Consider the following 20,147-nt stretch of genomic DNA (forward strand, 5'->3'; position numbering starts at 1 on the left):
CAGGATGCATGTGCGGCCTCTCCGGCGAGATCACCTTCGACGGCTCCCTGGCCGACACGGGGGCGGTGGACCGCATGGTCTGCGCGCTGGTCCCGCGCGGGCCGGACGGCCAGGGGATGTGGAGCGCGGGCCGGGTGGCGTTCGGCCACCGCCGGCTGTCGGTCATCGACCTGTCGAAGGCCGGCGGGCAGCCGATGGTCGACAACGAGCTCGGCCTGACCGCCGTCTTCAACGGGTGCATCTACGACTACAAGGAGCTGCGCGCCGAGCTCGAGGGCCACGGCTACCGCTTCTTCTCCACCAGCGACACCGAGGTCCTGCTCAAGGGCTACCACCACTGGGGCCTGGACTTCGTCGACCACCTGCACGGCATGTTCGCCGTGGTGATCCACGAGCGGGACACCGGCCGGGTCGTGATGGCCCGCGACCGGCTGGGCATCAAGCCGCTCTACGTCGCCGAGACGCCGGGCCGGCTGCGCTTCGCCTCGTCGCTGCCGGCGCTGCTGCGGGCCGGCGACGTCGACACCTCGGTCGACCCGGTCGCGCTGCACCACTACCTCAGCTGGCACGCCGTCGTCCCGGCGCCGCGGACCATCCTCAACGGCGTCCGCAAGCTGCCGCCGGCGACGGTCCGCGTCGTCGAGCCGGACGGCACCGGCCGCGAGCACCGCTACTGGCAGCCCCGCTACGAGCGCCGCGCCGAGCACGCGGGCTGGTCGGCGCGCGACTGGGAGGACGCCGTCGAGGAGGCGCTGCGGGTGGCCGTCCGCCGCCGCCTGGTCGCCGACATCCCCGTCGGCGTGCTGCTCTCCGGCGGCCTGGACTCCAGCCTGATCGTCGGCCTGCTCGCCGAGGAGGGGCAGACCGGCCTGGCCACGTACAGCATCGGCTTCGAGGCGGTGGCCGGCCGCGAGGGCGACGAGTTCCGCTACTCCGACGTCATCGCCGAGCGCTTCGCCACCGACCACCACCGCATCCGCGTCTCCTCCGACGAGCTGGCGGGCGCGCTGGACCACGCGATCGGCGCGATGAGCGAGCCGATGGTCAGCCACGACGTCGTCGCCTTCGACCTGCTCAGCGAGCGGGTGAGCCAGTCCATCCGCGTGGTGCAGTCCGGCCAGGGCGCCGACGAGGTGTTCGCCGGCTACCACTGGTACCCGCCGCTGGCCGGGATCCCGCGCGAGCAGGCGCCGGGCCGGTACGCGGCCGCCTTCTTCGACCGCGACGCGGCGGACATGCGCCGGCTCGTCGCCGACCGGTACGCGCTGGACGACGACCCCTCGATGGCCTTCGTGCGGCAGCACATGGGCGCCGACGGGGCGGAGACGGCGGTGGACGCCGCGCTGCGGCTCGACAGCGAGGTCATGCTCGTCGACGACCCGGTGAAGCGGGTCGACAACATGTCCATGGCCTGGGGCCTGGAGGCCCGGGTGCCCTTCCTCGACCACGACCTGGTCGAGCTGGCCGCCGCCTGCCCGCCGGAGCTCAAGCTCGCCGACGGGGGCAAGGGCGTGCTCAAGGCGATCGGCCGGCGGATCATCCCGGCCGAGGTGATCGACCGGCCCAAGGGCTACTTCCCGGTGCCGGCGATCACCCACCTCGAGGGCAAGGTCCTCTCGCTGGTGCGCGACGCGCTCGGCAGCGGGGCCGCGCGCGACCGCGGCCTGTTCCGCGACGGCTACGTCGACGCGTTGCTGGCCGACCCGAACGGTGAGCTCACGCCGCTGCGCGGCAACAAGCTCTGGCAGCTGGGGCTGCTGGAGCTGTGGCTGCAGACCCACGGGGTGTGAGAGGACGACCGTGACCAGCACCGCCCGGGTGGCCGGCGCGCGACGACGTCCCGGCCCGGTCCCCGCGTTCACCAACCGGTCGGAGAAGCGCCCCTCCGCGCACCAGCGGCGCGGGATGCGCACCGACGTCGTCCTGGACATGGGCTGGGGCCGGCTGGTCTTCGGCCACACGTTCGGCGACCTGCGGCGGGTGCTGGACGCGCTGCGGGCCGAGGAGAGCGGCCGGCGCGACATCTGCGTCTACCCGCGCGACCCCCAGGTGCTGATCGGGCTGGCGCCCGACGAGCTGTTCCTCGACCCCTCGCTGACCTACCGCCTCGACCTGTCCCGCTACCGCGCCCGCGGCGAGCTGATCCGCGGCGTCTTCGTGCGCACGGTGACCTCCGGCGCGGAGATGGACGCGATCAACGACATCTACGCGCGCGCCGGCATGGTGACCGGGGACGCCGACACCATGTGGGCCAACCACCGCACCCGCGCGTTCACCTACCTGGTGGCCGAGGACCGGCGCACGGGGCGGATCGTCGGCACGGTGACCGGCGTCGACCACGCCCTGGCCTTCGGCGACCCGGAGGGCGGCACCAGCCTGTGGTGCCTGGCCGTCGACGCCCAGGACGCGCCGCCCGGCGCCGGCGAGGCCCTGGTGCGCGTGCTCGCCGAGCGCTACGCCGCGCGCGGCCGCGCCTACCTCGACCTGTCGGTCATGTACGACAACGAGCCGGCGATCGCGCTGTACCGCAAGCTCGGCTTCACCCAGGTGCCCGCGGTCTGCGTGAAGCGGAAGAACCCGATCAACTCGCCGCTGTTCGCGGCCCGGCCGCCGGAGCTCGACGAGCTCAACCCCTACGCCCGGATCATCGCCGAGGAGGCGCTGCGCCGCGGCATCCGGGTCGAGGTCACCGACGCCGAGTTCGGCGAGATGCGGCTGTCGCTGGGCGGCCGGGCGGTGCTCACCCGCGAGTCCCTGTCGGAGTTCACCTCGGCGGTGGCCATGAGCCGCTGCGACGACAAGCGGGTCTCCCGCCGGGTCGTGGAGCGGGCCGGCGTCCGGGTCCCCCGCGGCGCCGTCGCCCGCGAGGGCGACCTCGAGGCCGCCGAGGCGCTGCTGGCCGAGACCGGCGAGGTGGTGGTCAAGCCGGCCCGCGGCGAGCAGGGCAAGGGCATCACCGTCGGCGTCCGCGACCGCGAGGGGCTGGAGCGGGCCGTCGCGCTGGCGGCGCTGCACTGCCCCGACGTGCTGGTGGAGGAGCTGGTCCCCGGCGACGACCTGCGCGTCGTCGTGATCGACCACGAGGTGGTCGCCGCCGCCGTCCGCCGGCCCGCCGAGGTCATCGGCGACGGCCGCTCCACCGTGGCCGAGCTCATCCGCGCGCGCAGCCGGCGCCGGGAGCGGGCCACCGGCGGGGAGTCGTCGATCCCGATGGACGGCACGACGGCCGACGTCGTCGCCGACGCCGGGTACGGCATGGACGACGTCCCGCCCAACGGCGAGCGGATCCGCGTGCGCCGGACGGCGAACCTGCACACCGGCGGGACCATCGAGGACGTCACCGACCGGCTGCACCCCGACATCGCCGCGGCGTCGGTGCGGGCCAGCCGGGCGCTGGGCATCCCGGTCACCGGGCTGGACTTCATGGTCCCCGACGTCGAGGGCCCCGAGCACGTGTTCATCGAGGCCAACGAGCGCCCCGGGCTGGCCAACCACGAGCCGCGGCCGACCGCCGTCCGCTTCGTCGACCTGCTGTTCCCCGAGACCCGCCGCTGAGCCGTCTATCGTCCGTGCCGATGGACGGCGAGCGGTCGGGCCGCGGCCGCGAGCGCGCCGTCGTCGCGGCGGTCGCGGTGGGCGGCGTGCTGGGCGCGGAGGCGCGGTACGCCCTCGACCGGTGGGCCGGCGCCCCCGTCGGCGCGTGGCCGTGGGCCACGTGGTGGATCAACGTCGGCGGCTCGTTCCTGCTCGGCGTCCTCGTGGCGGTGCTCACCGCGCTGCCCCGGCCGCACCGCCTCGCCCGTCCCTTCCTCGGCACGGGCGTGCTCGGCGGCTTCACCACCTTCTCCACCGCGATGGTCCAGGTGCCCGAGCTGGCCCGCGCGGGCCGGCCCGTCGCGGCGGCCGGCTACCTGGTGGGGACGGCGCTCGCCGCGGTGCTGGCCGCCGCGCTGGGCCTGGGCCTGGTCCGCGCCGCCGTGCGCCGGCGCGCCCGGTGAGCTGGCTCTGGGTGGGCCTGGGCGCCGTCGTCGGCGCGCCGGCCCGCCACCTCGCCGACCGCTGGGTGCGGCGCCGGCTCGGCGGCGCCCTCCCGTGGGGCACGCTGGCGGTGAACGTCGTCGCCTCGTTCGTGCTCGGCGTCCTCGCCGGCGCCGCCGACGCCGTCTCCCCCGCGCTCGCCCTGGGCCTGGGCACCGGCTTCTGCGGCGCCCTGTCGACGTACAGCACCTTCAGCCACGACACCGTGCGGCTGGTGGAGACGGGAGCGTGGGTGCGCGGCCTGGCCAACGTGGTGGTCTCGCTGCTGGCCGGGCTCGGCGCGGTGGTCCTCGGCTGGGCCGCGGGGGCGGCCGTCCTCTAGCCCCTGGTGCTTCCGGCCCCGGGGGTCCATAGGATCCACCGTGATGGTCGACACCGGTGACGTGGCAGAAGAATCGGACGTGCGGGCCGACAGCCCCGTCGTCGTCGTCGCCAACCGGCTGCCGGTGGACCAGGTGACCGACCCCGACGGGACGACGCGCTGGCAGCGCAGCCCGGGCGGGCTGGTGACGGCGCTGGAGCCGTTCGTGGCCGGCCGCGGCGGCGCGTGGGTGGGCTGGTCGGGCTCGGCCGGGGAGGCGCCGGAGCCGTTCGAGTCCGGGGGCATGTCGCTGATCCCCGTGCCGCTCTCCGAGGAGGAGGTCGACGGCTACTACGAGGGCATGTCCAACGCCTCGCTGTGGCCGCTGTACCACGACGTCGTCGAGAAGCCCGAGTACCACCGGCGCTGGTGGGACACCTACGTCCAGGTCAACAAGCGCTTCGCCGCCCGCGCCGCCGAGGTGGCGGCGGAGGGCGCCACGGTCTGGGTGCACGACTACCAGCTGCAGCTGGTACCGGCCCTGCTGCGCCAGCAGCGGCCCGACCTGACCATCGGCTTCTTCCTGCACATCCCCTTCCCGCCCTTCGAGCTGTTCACCCAGCTGCCCTGGCGGCAGGCGGTCATCGAGGGGCTGCTCGGCGCCGACCTCGTCGGCTTCCAGCGGCCGGCGGCGGCGGCGAACTTCGTCCAGCTCGCCCGCCGCCTGCACGAGCTGCCGACCCGCGGCAACGTGATCGAGTACGACGGCCGCCAGGTGGTCGCCAAGGCGTTCCCGATCTCGATCGACGTGGACTCCTTCGACCGGCTGGCCTCCTCCGAGGAGGTCATCGCCCGGGCCAAGGAGATCCGCGCCGAGCTGGGCAGCCCGGAGAAGATGATCCTGGGCGTCGACCGGCTCGACTACACCAAGGGCATCAGCGTGCGGCTCAACGCCTTCCAGGAGCTGCTGGAGGACGGCGTCATCACCGCTCCGGAGACCGTGCTGGTGCAGGTCGCCACGCCCAGCCGCGAGCGGGTCGAGCACTACGTGCACATGCGGGAGACCATCGAGCAGCAGGTGGGCCACATCAACGGGGTGTTCGGCTCGATCGCCGGCCCCGCGGTGCACTATTTCAACCAGTCGATGCCCCGCGAGGAGCTCGCCGCGCTCTACCGCGCCGCCGACGTCATGCTCGTGACGCCGTACCGCGACGGCATGAACCTGGTGGCCAAGGAGTACGTCGCCGCACGCGGCGACCTCGGCGGCGCGCTGGTGCTCTCGGAGTTCGCCGGGGCCGCGGCCGAGCTCCGGCAGGCCTACCTGGTCAACCCGCACGACGTCGCCGGGGTGAAGAACCAGCTGGTGCGCGCCCTGCGGCAGGAGCCGGGCGAGGGGCGCAAGCGCATGCGGGCCATGCGCCGGCACCTGTTCCGCAACGACCTCGAGCACTGGGCCAGCTCGTTCTTCGACGCGCTGACGGCATGACCGGGGTCCCGGCCGACCTGCACGCCGCTCTCGCCGCGGTGGCCCGGCGCCGGCCGCTGCTGGTGGCCAGCGACTACGACGGCGTCCTGTCCCCGCTGGTGGGCGACCCCTCGGCCGCGGTCCCGCAGCCGGGCGTCGCCGACGCGCTGCGCCGGGTGGCCGCCGCCGACGGCGTCACCGTCGCGCTGGTGAGCGGCCGCGGCGTGGCCGACCTGCGGCGCACCAGCGGGCTGACCGGCGCCTACCGCTGGGTCGGCAGCCACGGCGCGGAGTTCGACGGTCCGCTGACCGGTGAGTCCGCCGACCGCCGCGATGCCCTGGCGGCGCTGCTGGAGCCGGTCGTGCGAGAGGTCGCCGGCGCCCGCCTCGAGGTGAAGCCGGCCAGCGTCGCGGTGCACGTCCGGCAGGTCCCCGACCCGGCCGCCGGCGCCGCGCTGCTGGAACGAGTCCGCACGCTGGTCGATCCGTCACTGACGATGAAGCCGGGCAAGGCGGTGCTCGAGCTGGCCGTCACCGACGCCGACAAGGGCGGCGCGCTGCGCCGCCTGCGCGCCGAGCTGGGGGCCGCGGCCGCGGTCTACCTCGGCGACGACGTCACCGACGAGGACGGGTTCCGGGCGCTCGGCCCCGACGACGTGCCGGTCAAGGTGGGCGAGGGGCCGACCGCGGCCCGCCACCGGGTGGCCGACCCCGCCGCCGTCGTGGCCCTCCTGGAGGACCTCGCCGACCTGCTCGGCTGAGCGCACCGGCCGCAGCGGCAGCCGGTGCGCCGGGACCGGTTCCCCGGTGACCGGACGGGCTGAGGACGGTCGCAGTCCTCCGCGTGTCGACACGTCCCCGCTCGCGCCCGCGCGACCTCGACGTCCTCCTCCCCGCTGCCCGGACGAGCCGCGCACGGCCATTCCCCGATGTCGACAAATGCGTCGCAGAAATCCGCTGACCACCGTTCTGGGAAACGATTCGGTGGAGTGGGTGGAATCAACCCAACGTGCGTGGCTGGAGTGGCAACAATCGTCGCGCGCCATTCCCCGTTCGCGTTCCCTGGAGATGTCCCATGAGGTCCACCGCCGCACCCGGGAAGCCGCCGGGCTGGTTCGCCAACCGGCCGCTCGCGGTCAAGTTCGGCTCGCTCGTCGCCGTCGTCGTGCTCGCCTTCGGCGGCCTGCTGGGCGCGGTGCTCATCGGCATCGCCGACGTCCACGAGGCCAACGACGAGCTCAACCGGCTCAACGAGGCCCAGGAGCTGGTCCTCCAGCTCGACACCCGGGCCAGCGAGCTCAAGGTCGACGGCTTCAAGGCCGTCGTCCGCGACGACCCGGCCGAGCAGCTCGGGGAGCTCGCCGAGGACATCGCCACCCCCGAGGCCCTGCTGGACGAGCTGGAGGGCATCGAGCTCGACGGCGCCAGCCAGGCCGCGCTGCTGGAGCTGCAGGCCACGTTCGGGGACTACACCGCCGCGATCGGCGTCTTCGTCGAGAGCGCCGTCGCCGACCAGGCCGCGGCCCGCGTCCGGTGGGAGCAGATCCAGGCGGCCAACGACCTCACCGACGGTGCCGTGAGCGCAGCCAAGGACGCCCTGGCCACCGAGTCCGACGCCGCGCAGACGGTGCTCGACGACGCGATCGCCCGCACCCGGCTCATCAGCGTGGTCACCGCCGTCGTCGGCCTCGCCCTGCTCGTCCTCATCGCGGTGCTCACCATGCGGTCGATCACCGGGCCGGTCCGCAGGGTCAAGGCCTCGCTCGAGGCGCTGGCCACCGGCGACCTGACCGTGGCCACCGGGATCCGCAGCAGGGACGAGGTCGGCCGGATGGCGGCGGCGCTCGACACCGCGCAGGCCAGCCTGCGCGACGTCCTCGCCCTGGTCGCCGGGTCCGCCGGCGCCGTCGCCGGCAGCGCCGAGGAACTGTCGGCGTCCGCCACCCAGATCGCCGCATCCGCCGAGGAGACCAGCACCCAGTCCGGCGTCGTCTCCGCCGCCGCGGAGGAGGTCTCCCGCAGCGTGGAGACCGTCGCGGCCGGGGCCGAGCAGATGGGCGCCTCGATCCGGGAGATCGCCTCCAACGCCGCCGAGGCCAGCGAGGTGGCGGACAAGGCCGTCTCGGCCGCGGCGTCGACCACCGCCACGGTGGCCAAGCTGGGCGAGTCGTCCGCGGAGATCGGCAACGTGGTCAAGGTGATCACCTCGATCGCGGAGCAGACCAACCTGCTGGCGCTCAACGCCACGATCGAGGCGGCGCGGGCCGGGGAGGCGGGCAAGGGGTTCGCCGTCGTCGCGAACGAGGTCAAGGAGCTGGCCCAGGAGACGGCGAAGGCGACCGAGGACATCGCCCGCCGGGTGGAGGCGATCCAGGGCGACACCTCGGCCGCGGTCGCGGCGATCGAGGAGATCTCCGAGATCGTCGCCCAGATCAGCGACCGGCAGGCCACGATCGCCTCGGCGGTGGAGGAGCAGACCGCCACCACCCAGGAGATGTCGCGCTCGGTGACCGAGGCGGCCGGCGGCACCAGCCAGATCGCCGAGAACATCACCAGCGTCTCGGCCGCGGCCGGGGACACCACGCAGGCGCTCAGCCAGACCCGCACCGCGGTGGACGAGCTGTCGCGGATGTCGGCGGACCTGCGCGCGACGGTCGGCCGCTTCACCTACTGAGGCCCGCTCGCGGGATCGACGCCCGGGCGGGGGCGGCGCGCGGGCGCCGCCCCCGCCGACGGCGGCCGGAAATGCCCGCCGACCATTACCGGCGCTTTGTCGACAATGGAGGGGGAGGTCGTCGAACTACTTTTCCCGGCTAACTTCGACACGCCCGCGCAATGGCGCGGAACGGATCCGGCTCGACCTAACTTCGTCGCCGCAACGCCTGTGACTCCTGTGCCCAGAGGCACGGAACACGGTGCGGCGCGTCTCGTCGATCCGCATCCGGGAGTTCCCCTTGTCCGCCACCCCGTCATCCGCCCGCACCGGGCGGTCGTCCTCGTCGTCGCGGCGGTTCCGCGACCTCTCCGTCGCCGTCAAGATCACCGTCGCCGTCGGCCTCGCGGTCGTGGTGACCGTGCTGACCGGCGTCCTCGGCCTGCGGGAGCTCTCCGCCTCGGCCGAGCGCACGGCGGACATGCACCAGCAGAACGTCCTGGGGGCCCAGCTGGCCCAGGAGATCCGCTTCCAGTTCCTGGCCAGCCGCTTCAACTCCACCAACGCCACCTACGCGCCCGACCCGCAGGCCGAGCAGCAGTACGTCGCCGCCCGCGACGAGGCCCGCGCCGAGCTGGCCGTCGCCGGCGAGCGCCTGCTCGAGGACACCCACCCCACGCCGGAGATCCGCGAGGCGACGACCCGTGCCCTCGCCGACGTCGACGAGTACATCGAGGTGGGCAACCAGCTCGACGCGCTGGCCGCCGCGGGGCGGATGGCCGAGTTCAACCAGCTGCGCGCCCAGACCGTCGCGCCGCTCAGCCAGCAGATCGTCGAGGAGCTCCAGGCCCTCTCCGAGCTGGCGGCCACGGCCGCGGAGGAGCAGGCCACCGAGGCGGCCGACGCCTACGCCTCGACCCGCACCTTCCTCGTCGCGGTCATCGTCGTCGGCGCCGTGCTCGCGCTGGCCTTCGGCATCCTGGTCGCCCGCGGCATCACCCGCGCGCTGGACCGGGTGCGCGGCTCCGCGGAGCGGCTGGCGGAAGGCGACCTGACCCACCGGGCCCAGGTGGACCAGCGCGACGAGGTCGGCCGGATGGCCACGGCGATCGACGCCGCCCAGGACCGGCTGCGCGAGCTGATGGCGTCGGTGGTGTCCTCGGCGGACGCGGTGGCGGCGTCGTCGGAGGAGCTGTCGGCGTCCTCGGCGCAGATCTCGGCCTCGGCCGAGGAGACCTCGGCGCAGTCCGGGGTGGTGGCGTCCGCGGCGGAGGAGGTCAGCCGCAACGTGCAGACCGTCGCCGCCGGCGCGGAGCAGATGGGCGCCTCGATCCGGGAGATCGCGTCGAACGCGGCCGAGGCCAGCGAGGTCGCCTCGCGGGCCGTCACTGCCGCCGAGACGACCACCGCCACGGTGGCCAAGCTGGGCGAGTCCTCCGCGGAGATCGGCAACGTGGTCAAGGTGATCACCTCGATCGCGGAGCAGACCAACCTGCTCGCGCTCAACGCGACCATCGAGGCGGCGCGGGCGGGCGAGGCGGGCAAGGGCTTCGCGGTGGTGGCCAACGAGGTCAAGGAGCTGGCCCAGGAGACGGCGAAGGCGACCGAGGACATCGCCCGCCGGGTGGAGGCGATCCAGCACGACACCGGTGCGGCGGTCGAGGCGATCGCCGAGATCAGCGCGATCGTCGCGCAGATCTCCGACCGGCAGACCACGATCGCCTCCGCGGTGGAGGAGCAGACCGCGACGACGAACGAGATGTCGCGGTCGGTGCAGGAGGCCGCCGGCGGCTCGGGGCAGATCGCGGAGAACATCACCAGCGTCTCCACCGCCGCCGACTCCACCACCCAGGCCCTGACCCAGACCCGCACCGCCGTCGACGAGCTCTCCCGCATGGCCGCCGACCTGCGGGCCACCGTGGGCCGCTTCACCTACTGAACCCGACGACAGACCAGGAGACCCACCCCATGGACGACCGCAACGCCGCGGCTGCAGCGCCCCACTGGTGGCGCGACCGCGGGGTCCGCGCCCGCATCTTCGGACTCACCGGCGTCCTCCTCGCGGGACTGCTCGCGGTGACCCTGACCAGCGCGATCAGCCGCTCCCGCGTCGCCGAGCTGAACGACGAGGTGACGGCGGCCGTCGAGGTGCAGCGCCAGGTCGAGGCGGCGCGCTACGACCTGCTCTGGGCGGCCAACTGGCAGAACATCACCGCCTGGCGGGCGCGGGTCGACGGCGGTGCCGTGGCCGCGGCCCCGAACGGCGACAACGTGCCCAACTACGAGGACGGCGCCGCCGGCTTCGAGGAGCTCTTCGCGATCGACCGCAGCCGGCTCGACGCCACCGCCCGCGAGAGCCTGGACACCATCCAGGAGAACTGGCAGGCGATGAGCGCCTACAACGACCAGATCTTCGCGCTCTGGGGGCAGGGGCGGCTCGACGAGGGCGACGCCGTCTCCACCGGAGAGAAGTGGGACGTCTTCTACGTCCTGGACCAGGCCATGACCGAGCTGGTGGCCTCGGTCGACGCCCGGGTGGTCGAGGCCCGCGCCGACGCGGCGGACGCCGAGGAGACGGCGGGGCTGATCGCCACGGTGGTCACCGCGGTCGCGGTCCTCCTCGGGCTGGTGGTGGCCTTCACGGTGTCCCGCCGGATCGCCGCGGGCGTCCGCGAGGTGCAGGGGGGCCTCGAGCGGGTGGCCGCCGGCGACCTGACCGTCCGGCTGCCCGTGCGGGCCGGCGACGAGCTCGGCCGCATGGCCACGGCGCTGAACAGCGCGGCGGCCACCATGGCCGGCACGGTCAGGGACATCGCCTCGTCGGCGGACGCGGTGGCGGCGTCGTCAGAGGAGCTGTCGGCGTCCTCGGCGCAGATCTCGGCCTCGGCCGAGGAGACCTCGGCGCAGTCCGGGGTGGTGGCGTCCGCGGCGGAGGAGGTCAGCCGCAACGTGCAGACCGTCGCCGCCGGCGCGGAGCAGATGGGCGCCTCGATCCGGGAGATCGCGTCGAACGCGGCCGAGGCCAGCGAGGTCGCCTCGCGGGCCGTCACTGCCGCCGAGACGACCACCGCCACGGTGGCCAAGCTGGGCGAGTCCTCCGCGGAGATCGGCAACGTGGTCAAGGTGATCACGAGCATCGCCGAGCAGACCAACCTGCTCGCGCTCAACGCGACCATCGAGGCGGCGCGGGCGGGCGAGGCGGGCAAGGGCTTCGCGGTGGTGGCCAACGAGGTCAAGGAGCTGGCCCAGGAGACGGCGAAGGCGACCGAGGACATCGCCCGCCGGGTGGAGGCGATCCAGCACGACACCGGTGCGGCGGTCGAGGCGATCGCCGAGATCAGCGCGATCGTCGCGCAGATCTCCGACCGGCAGACCACGATCGCCAGCGCCGTGGAGGAGCAGACCGCGACGACGAACGAGATGTCGCGGTCGGTGCAGGAGGCCGCCGGCGGGTCCGGGCAGATCGCGGAGAACATCACCAGCGTCTCCACCGCCGCCGACTCCACCACGCAGGCGCTCGCCCAGACGCGCACCGCGGTCGGTGAGCTCTCCCGGATGGCGGCCGACCTGCGCAGCACGGTGGGGCGCTTCACGTACTGATCCGTTCCTCGCGCCGTTCCCGGGGCCGTGCCGACCGCCGTCCGCACGGCCCCGTGGTCGCGGGCCCCGTCCTCCCTCCGGGGGAGCGGCCCGCGGAACGCTTCAAAACAGAACGTCATCGGCCGATTCATCCGCTGCCGGCCGACCAGCCGGACCGTCCGACCAGAGAGGTGTGGCATGCGCGCAGGCCCGGCCGACCCCGCGCCCGAGCTCGCGGGCACCTCGACGATGACCACCCGTCTCGTCCTGCGTCTCGCCGACCACGTCGGCGGCGAGGGCACGGCGCGACGGGTCCTCGCGCGTGCCGGGCTGGAGTCGCAGGAGACCGAACTGACCAGCGCCCACGGCCGGGTGCCCTACCCGACCAAGCTCCGCCTGATGGACGCCCTCGCCGACGAACTCCGCGACCCCGACGTCGGGCGGCGCCTCGGTGCCGCCGCGCTCCTGGACCCGGCGCTCGCCCCCTTCCGGGCGGTGGTCAGGGCGGTCGGCTCCCCGGAGGCGGTCCTGCGCCACGTCTCGCGCGTCTCCACCCGGCTGGACACGGCCACGGTCTTCCGGTGCCTGGAGAGCGTCCCGGGGCGGGCGCGGTTGAGCTGGCGCGTGCTGCCGCCGCACCGACCCAGCCGGATCGACTGCGACTACACCGTCGGCATGCTGGAGCAGGTGCCCGTCCTGTTCGGCCTTCCTCCGGCGGAGGTCCAGCACGAGACCTGCCAGGTGGACGGGGCGCAGGAGTGCCGCTACACGGTCACGTGGCACGAGCGGGGACGTCGCCGGGGACGGGATCGCCGCGGCACCCCGGCCGGACGTGCGCTGTCCCTCGACGCAGCCGTCCTGGTGGAGGACCGGCTGGGCGGCCTCCAGGAGGCGGTGACCGATCTCGCCGGCGAGGTCTCGCTCGAGGAGACGCTGGACCGGGTGGCCCAGCGGGCCGACCGCGCCGTCCACGCCCCCGGCCACGTGCTGGACGTCCGGCTCCCCGGCGGGAACAGGCACGTCCGGTCCCGCGGCCTCGGGGACCGTGTGCTGCGGGAGCTGGGGGACCGTCGGCTGCGTCCCGGGCTGCAGCGGGTGGGTGGTGCGGAGGTGCTCGCCGTGCCCGTGACCGGGGCGACGGGCGCCTACGGCGTGCTGGCCGCGGTGGCCCAGCCGGGGCAGGCCTTCTTCCCCGAGGACGAGGCGATGCTGGCCGCCTTCGCGCGGCACGCCGCCGTCGCCGTGCGCATGGCCGGCCTGCTGACCGAGGCGAAGGCCCACGAGGAGACCGCTCGTCTCCTGCTGAGCGTCGCGCGGAAGCTGGCCGGCCGGCGGTCGGTGCGTCAGATCGCCCAGGAGGTCGCCGACGCCGTCCCGGTGCTCTCCTCGGCCGACCGGTCGGCGGTGGCCCTGTGGGAGCCAGGGGTGGAGGGCATCTGGATCGCGGGCGCCAGCGGGTGGCCCGACGACCTCGTGGGCAAGGTCGCGGACTACGTGACCAGCACCGAGGAGAGCCCGGAGCTGTGCCAGATGGTCAGCCGCGGTCAGCCGATGCTGGTGGACCGCACCGCTTCCCCCTGGGCCCGGGACGTGCTCGACGAGTTCGGCCTGCGGGCGATGGCCGGTGTGCCGATCACCTCCGACGGCCGGCTGGCGGGGATCGTGCTCGCCTACTGGGCCGACGGCGAGCCCCCCGCAGCGCTCGACGACACCCTGGTGGAGCGGCTGTGGGGCCTCGCGGGCCTGGCGGGGGTGGCGCTGGACAACAGCAAGCTGCTCGACGAGGTGCGCTGGCAGGCCGCCCACGACGCGCTGACCGGCCTGCCGAACCGGGCCGAGTTCGAGACCCGGCTGGCGGCCACCACCGAACGGCTCGGGCGGGACCTGGCGTCGTGCGCGGTGCTGTTCTGCGACGTCAGCCGGCTCGCGCGCATCAACGACAGCCTCGGGCACGAGGCCGGCGACCACGTGCTGCGGCAGGTCGGTCAGCGCCTGGCCTCCGCGGTGCGCGAGGGCGACCTGGTCGCGCGGTACAGCGGTGACGAGTTCGCCGTCCTGCTGCTCGACGTGGGGACGGCGGAGGCGCGGCGCGTCGCCGCCCGGATCAGGGACGGCCTGTCCCGTCCGGTGCGGGCCGGGGACGGCGAGGTGTTCGTGGAGCTGGCCACGGGGACCGCCGTCGCCACGGCGAGCACGGCCGGGGACGACCGCCCGGCGCTGGCCCGCGGGCTGCTCGCCCGGGCGACCGAGGACATGCACGCGAGCAGGGCACGCAGCCGGGGGCTGCCGGCGCGACCGGACCGGTCACCGCAGCGGCTGCGCCTGGAGACCGAGCTGCACGGTGCGGTGCGGCGGGACGAGATCCGGGTGCACTACCAGCCGCAGGTGGAGATCCTCACCGGCCGGCCGGTGGCGGTGGAGGCCCTGGCCCGATGGGTCCACCCCGAGCTCGGTCCGGTCCCGCCGGACGTGTTCATCCCGCTGGCCGAGGACTGCGGGCTGATCCACGAGATCGGCACCCACGTCCTGCGGGAGGCCTGCCGCACCGTCGCGGGGTGGGGCGCCGACGGCGTGGCGCTCGAGGTGTCGGTCAACGTGTCGGCCGCCCAGCTGGGGCGGTCGGACTTCACCGACCTGGTCCGGCGGATCCTCGACGAGACCGGCCTGCGCGGTGAGCGCCTGACGCTCGAGATCACCGAGAGCCAGGTGGTCACGGACCTGGCCGAGCGGAACCGGCACCTGCGCCGGCTGCGCTCCCTCGGGCTGGGCATCTCGGTGGACGACTTCGGGACCGGCTACTCCTCCCTCGCCCAGCTGCACCGGCTGCCGGCGACCGAGGTGAAGATCGACCGGAGCTTCATGGCGACGTCCGCCGGCGGGGACCTCGCCGGTCTCGTCGCCGGCATCGTCGGCCTGGGGCACGGTCTGGGCCTGCGGGTCGTGGCCGAAGGGGTGGAGACGCCGGCGCAGCTCCACGCGCTCGCGGCCATCGGCTGCGACCGCGCGCAGGGCTACCTCCTGGGCCGGCCCGCTGACGCCGCCGCCGTCCTCGGCGCCCTGCGCGAATGCCCGGTGAATTCCACCGCCATTCCTGACCCGCGCTGACCCGACTGCGGGAAGTCGTGCGTGTCGACAAATCCCGGCCCCGGAACGGTGACCGGCACATCGCGTAACGATCGTCACAGATGTGCGCGGAAATGTGTCGTCGATCGCTCGAGGTGGTCCAACCTTCCACCCGTTCCTCTCCTGCCGAGACCCCATGGAGAACCGATGTCCCCGCGCACCTCCTCCCGCCGACGAGGGGGCTGGTTCGCCGACCGGCCGGTCGGCGCCAAGATCGGGGCGGCCGTCGCGCTGCTCGCGATCGTCGTCCTGGCCACCAACGCCCTCGCGATCATGCGGATCCAGGAGCTGCGGGACGGCCAGGAGCAGATCTACACCGAGAACCTGCAGCCCCTGAACGCGCTGTCCGCCGTGCAGCGGGCCACCGCCGCCCACCGCGCCCGCGTGCTCGAGTACGCCGTCTCCGACCCCGCGCGCCGGCAGGAGCTGCGCGGGGAGATGGACGAGAAGCAGGCCGACGTCGAGGCCGCGCTCGCCGAGTACCAGCCGTTCGTCATCGACCGGGCCGCGATGGACAAGTACCTCGGCGCCCGCGAGCAGTTCCTCGCCACCAACGAGGCCCAGCTGTTCCCGGCCGCCGACGCCGGCGACCTGACCGCCTACGCGCAGATCTACCGCGAGGTCTCCAGCCCGCTGCTCACCGACATCGCCGACGGCCTCGAGGAGGAGGGCGTCGCCCAGTCCGCCGAGGCCGCCGCGCGCAACGCCGAGGCCGCGGACGCCGCGGACGCCGCGATCCTGACGCTCGTCGTCACCGCGCTCGGCTCCGTGCTCGTCGCCGGCGTCGCCACCGTGCTGATCGTCCGGCGCATCACCGGCACCGTCCGTTCCGTGCAGCGGACCGCCGAGGCCCTGGCCCAGGGCGACCTGACGGTCCGCACCGGCGTCGAGTCGCGCGACGAGCTCGGCCGGATGGCCGCCGCGCTGGACCGCGCGCAGGACAGCCTCGGGCAGGTCATGTCGTCCGTGGTCGCGTCGGCGGACGCGGTGGCCGCCTCGTCGGAGGAGCTGTCGGCGTCCTCGGCGCAGATCTCCGCCTCGGCGGAGGAGACCTCGGCCCAGTCGGGCGTGGTCTCGGCGGCCGCGGAGGAGGTCAGCCGGAACGTGCAGACGGTGGCCGCCGGCGCGGAGCAGATGGGCGCCTCCATCCGGGAGATCGCCAGCAACGCCGCGGAGGCCAGCGAGGTCGCCGCGCGCGCCGTGACGGCGGCCGAGACCACCACCGCGACGGTGGCCAAGCTGGGCGAGTCGTCGGCCGAGATCGGCAACGTCGTCAAGGTCATCACCTCGATCGCCGAGCAGACCAACCTGCTGGCCCTGAACGCCACGATCGAGGCGGCGCGGGCCGGGGAGGCGGGCAAGGGGTTCGCCGTCGTGGCCAACGAGGTCAAGGAGCTGGCCCAGGAGACGGCGAAGGCGACCGAGGACATCGCCCGGCGGGTGGAGACGATCCAGCACGACACCGGGGCCGCCGTCGCCGCCATCGAGGAGATCTCGGCGATCGTCGCGCAGATCAGCGACCGGCAGACCACCATCGCGTCCGCGGTGGAGGAGCAGACGGCGACCACCAACGAGATGAGCCGCTCGGTGCAGGAGGCCGCCGGCGGCACCGGTCAGATCGCCGACAACATCACCAGCGTCTCCACGGCGGCCGGCGCGACCACGCAGGCGCTCACCCAGACGCGCACCGCGGTGGACGAGCTGTCGCGGATGGCGGCGGACCTGCGCAGCGCGGTGGGCCGCTTCTCCTACTGACCGCAGGCACGCGTGTCCCGCCAGAGGGGGGTCGGTGGTCTCCACCGGCCCCCCTCCCGCCATTTCCCGGAATGCGCGACGGATCAGCATGTCGACACGGCAGGAACGGTTGCCGGACCATTCCGCGGCGCGGTGACGGACACGGCAGGAATTGCGGACGAACCTGATTCGGAAACGGCCGCAACTTCGGCCGGCCACCCGGCGGCACGTCCCGCCGGGGCCGGCTCCCCCCGCGGCGGGCATCCGCCGCCGTCGGGGCCGACGACACCGTTCTCGGGAGTTCCGCACCAATGAGCACCACCCCCCGACCCCTGTCCCGCTCCGCGTGGTGGGACGACCGCGAGGTCGCGACCAAGGTCCTGACGGCCGTAGCGGCCGCCACGCTCGTCGCCGTCCTGATCGGGTTCTCGGGCGTCCAGTCCCTGCTCGCCGCCGCCGACCGCACCGAGCGGATGTACGACCGCAACCTGCAGGGCCTCTCCAACGCCGCCGCGATGCGCAACGCCATGCAGAGCGTCCGCATCGCCAGCCGCGACGCCGCGCTGTCCACCGATCCCGTGACCGCGCGGAAGGCGCTGGACACCATCCCGGCGTTCCGGGACCGCTTCGAGGAGGTCCTGGCCGACATCCGCCGCGACGACCAGACCCGGGAGACCACCGAGCTGCTCGACCGGATCGAGGCTGACTTCGCGGAGTACCTCCACCACGTCGAGACGACGGTGACGCCGCTCGTCCTCGTCGACGACACCGACGGCTGGCGAGCGTTCAACGAGGCGGTGCTCCGGCCCCTCTCGGACGAGCTGCAGGCCGACCTGCAGACCTTCCTCGAGGCCCAGCGCACCGAGGCCGCGGCAGCCGCCGAGGCCGCCCGGGAGGCCGCCGACGACCAGGTGGCCACGTCGGTCGTGGTGGTGCTCGCCGGCGCCGTCCTGGCCGTCGGCCTGGGCCTGGTCGTCGCGAAGGGCGTGGCGCGCGGCGTCGCCCGCGTGCAGCGGGTCGCGGAGGCCCTGGCGGCGGGCGACCTGACCCGGACGACGGACCTGCGCACCCGCGACGAACTGGGCCGCATGGGCGCGGCGCTGGACACGGCGGTGGGCGAGCTGCGCGAGCTGATGGCGTCGGTGGTGTCCTCGGCGGACGCGGTGGCGGCCTCGTCGGAGGAGCTGTCGGCGTCCTCGGCGCAGATCTCGGCCTCGGCGGAGGAGACCTCGGCGCAGTCCGGGGTGGTGGCGTCCGCGGCGGAGGAGGTCAGCCGCAACGTGCAGACCGTCGCCGCCGGCGCGGAGCAGATGGGCGCCTCGATCCGGGAGATCGCGTCGAACGCGGCCGAGGCCAGCGAGGTCGCCTCGCGGGCCGTCACTGCCGCCGAGACGACCACCGCCACGGTGGCCAAGCTGGGCGAGTCCTCCGCGGAGATCGGCAACGTGGTCAAGGTGATCACGAGCATCGCCGAGCAGACCAACCTGCTCGCGCTCAACGCCACGATCGAGGCGGCGCGGGCGGGCGAGGCGGGCAAGGGCTTCGCGGTGGTGGCCAACGAGGTCAAGGAGCTGGCCCAGGAGACGGCGAAGGCGACCGAGGACATCGCCCGCCGGGTCGAGGCGATCCAGCACGACACCGGTGCGGCGGTCGAGGCGATCGCCGAGATCAGCGCGATCGTCGCGCAGATCTCCGACCGGCAGACCACGATCGCCAGCGCCGTGGAGGAGCAGACCGCGACGACGAACGAGATGTCGCGGTCGGTGCAGGAGGCCGCCGGCGGCTCGGGGCAGATCGCCGACAACATCACCAGCGTCTCCACCGCCGCCGACTCCACCACCCAGGCCCTGACCCAGACCCGCACCGCCGTCGACGAGCTCTCCCGCATGGCCGCCGACCTCCGGGCGACCGTGGGCCGCTTCACCTACTGATCCTGCCGATCCGGGGCCATGCGGACGACGACGTCCGCACGGCCCCTCTGCATTTCCCGGCAGTGCCGACCGCCCCGATCGTGTCGACATGCGGTTACGGACCAGCCATTCCGCGACAAATGGGTCATAGTGGTTGGAAGGTGCAACCGAGGACTTTGGTCCCGACCTTTCCGGGACCTTGTCCAGGGAGTTCGCACGCAATTCACGACGCGCCGGATAAATGAACCGGACGGTCGTGATCCGCCTTTACCTTGGGCGCCGTCGAGCGCGTGCACCGGCGCACCGTCGGCCGACGTCCCCACGGAACCGACCGGACCAGAGCCGGTGCGCGTCCCTCCCCCACCCCCGCTGCGGCGGCCGTTCGAGGAGCCCCCATGCCCGACCCCACGACGGACGGCGCGCACGTCCGCGCCGACGCCCAGGCCCGACGGGGCGGCTGGTTCGCCGACCGCCCCGTCGCCGTGAAGATCGGCGCCGCCCTGGCCCTGCTGGCCGCGGTCGCGATCACGGTCAGCGGCGTGGCGGTGCAGCGGATCGGCACGTTGGCCGACGCCCAGCAGGTCCTCTACAGCGACAGCATCGTGCCCCTCGAGCGGCTCGGTGAGCTGCAGCGGACCTTCCAGGGCGACCGGGCCCGCTACAACATGTACGCGCTGGCCGACGCCGCCGCCCGGGCGGACCTCAAGGTCCAGTTCGCCGAGCGCAAGCAGCTGCTCGAGGAGCAGGCGCGGGCCTACGTCGACTCGCTGAACGACCCCGCCGACTTCGACGGCCTGCAGCAGGGGCTCGACGACTACTACGCCCTCGCCGAGCAGCAGCTGGTCCCCGCGGCGGACGCCGGCGACACGGCCACCGTCTCCGCGCTCGTCCAGGGGCCGATGGCCGAGGCCGCGCGCGGGCTGTCGGACGCCTTCGGTGCCGAGCAGGCGCGCCAGGGCGAGGACGCCCGGGCCGACGCCGACGAGGCGGCGGCGCTCGCCACCACGGCGACGGTCGTCGTCTGGGTGTCCCTCGCCATCGGCATCGCGCTGGCGGCCGGCCTCGCCCTCCTGGTGGTGCGGCAGATCGTCCGCACCGTCCGCTCCGTCCAGACGTCGGTCGACGCGCTGGCCGCCGGTGACCTGACGGTCACCCCGGACGCCCGTTCCCGCGACGAGCTGGGCCGGATGGCCGCCTCGATGGCGGCGGCGCAGCGCAACCTGCGCACGGTGCTGGGCTCGGTGGCCTCGTCGGCGGACGCGGTGGCGGCGTCGTCGGAGGAGCTCTCGGCGTCCTCGGCGCAGATCTCGGCCTCGGCGGAGGAGACCTCGGCGCAGTCCGGTG

General features: G+C 74.1%; 13 protein-coding genes. All 13 read left to right on the forward strand.

Going from position 1 to position 20,147, the window contains the following annotated elements; all coding sequences use genetic code 11:
- Positions 1 to 8 precede the first annotated feature (8 nt).
- Positions 9 to 1,790 carry an N-acetylglutaminylglutamine amidotransferase gene (locus tag ACI78S_RS07290; RefSeq protein ID WP_456971669.1) on the forward strand — a complete coding sequence of 594 codons (1,782 nt, stop codon included), beginning with the start codon at positions 9 to 11 and terminating at the stop codon, positions 1,788 to 1,790.
- Between the two features lie 10 nt (positions 1,791 to 1,800).
- Positions 1,801 to 3,555: an N-acetylglutaminylglutamine synthetase gene (gene ngg, locus ACI78S_RS07295; RefSeq protein WP_456971671.1), complete on the forward strand. Its 1,755-nt coding sequence runs from the start codon at positions 1,801 to 1,803 to the stop codon at positions 3,553 to 3,555.
- Positions 3,556 to 3,575: 20 nt separating this feature from the next.
- Positions 3,576 to 3,998 (forward strand): fluoride efflux transporter FluC, encoded by a 423-nt coding sequence (locus tag ACI78S_RS07300; protein ID WP_456971673.1) that lies wholly within the window; start codon positions 3,576 to 3,578, stop codon positions 3,996 to 3,998.
- Positions 3,995 to 4,360, forward strand: coding sequence for a fluoride efflux transporter CrcB (crcB, locus tag ACI78S_RS07305; protein WP_456971675.1), 366 nt, complete (start codon positions 3,995 to 3,997; stop codon positions 4,358 to 4,360). The genes ACI78S_RS07300 and crcB overlap by 4 nt, the downstream gene beginning before the upstream one ends.
- Before the next feature lie 43 nt (positions 4,361 to 4,403).
- Positions 4,404 to 5,825 (forward strand): alpha,alpha-trehalose-phosphate synthase (UDP-forming), encoded by a 1,422-nt coding sequence (locus ACI78S_RS07310; RefSeq protein ID WP_456971677.1) that lies wholly within the window; start codon positions 4,404 to 4,406, stop codon positions 5,823 to 5,825.
- The gene (otsB, locus tag ACI78S_RS07315) at positions 5,822 to 6,565 is read left to right on the forward strand and encodes a trehalose-phosphatase (protein WP_456971679.1); all 744 of its coding nucleotides are present in this window, start codon (positions 5,822 to 5,824) and stop codon (positions 6,563 to 6,565) included. The genes ACI78S_RS07310 and otsB overlap by 4 nt, the downstream gene beginning before the upstream one ends.
- Positions 6,566 to 6,879: 314 nt before the next feature.
- Positions 6,880 to 8,478: a methyl-accepting chemotaxis protein gene (locus ACI78S_RS07320; RefSeq protein ID WP_456971681.1), complete on the forward strand. Its 1,599-nt coding sequence runs from the start codon at positions 6,880 to 6,882 to the stop codon at positions 8,476 to 8,478.
- 280 nt (positions 8,479 to 8,758) lie between these two features.
- On the forward strand, positions 8,759 to 10,396 hold the full coding sequence (locus ACI78S_RS07325) for a methyl-accepting chemotaxis protein (protein ID WP_456971683.1): 1,638 nt from the start codon (positions 8,759 to 8,761) through the stop codon (positions 10,394 to 10,396).
- Positions 10,397 to 10,425: 29 nt separating this feature from the next.
- Positions 10,426 to 12,057 (forward strand): methyl-accepting chemotaxis protein, encoded by a 1,632-nt coding sequence (locus ACI78S_RS07330; RefSeq protein WP_456971685.1) that lies wholly within the window; start codon positions 10,426 to 10,428, stop codon positions 12,055 to 12,057.
- Between the two features lie 177 nt (positions 12,058 to 12,234).
- Positions 12,235 to 15,141 carry a putative bifunctional diguanylate cyclase/phosphodiesterase gene (locus ACI78S_RS07335; RefSeq protein ID WP_456971687.1) on the forward strand — a complete coding sequence of 969 codons (2,907 nt, stop codon included), beginning with the start codon at positions 12,235 to 12,237 and terminating at the stop codon, positions 15,139 to 15,141.
- Positions 15,142 to 15,306: 165 nt separating this feature from the next.
- Entirely contained in the window at positions 15,307 to 16,914 is a 1,608-nt protein-coding gene (locus ACI78S_RS07340) for a methyl-accepting chemotaxis protein (protein ID WP_456971689.1), read from the forward strand.
- Positions 16,915 to 17,204: 290 nt separating this feature from the next.
- Positions 17,205 to 18,824, forward strand: coding sequence for a methyl-accepting chemotaxis protein (locus ACI78S_RS07345; protein WP_456971690.1), 1,620 nt, complete (start codon positions 17,205 to 17,207; stop codon positions 18,822 to 18,824).
- A 374-nt stretch (positions 18,825 to 19,198) separates the two neighbouring features.
- Positions 19,199 to 20,147 (forward strand): HAMP domain-containing protein (locus ACI78S_RS07350; RefSeq protein ID WP_456971692.1); only part of this gene is annotated, 949 nt, incomplete at its 3' end.

Source organism: Geodermatophilus sp. SYSU D00815, from assembly GCF_054050035.1.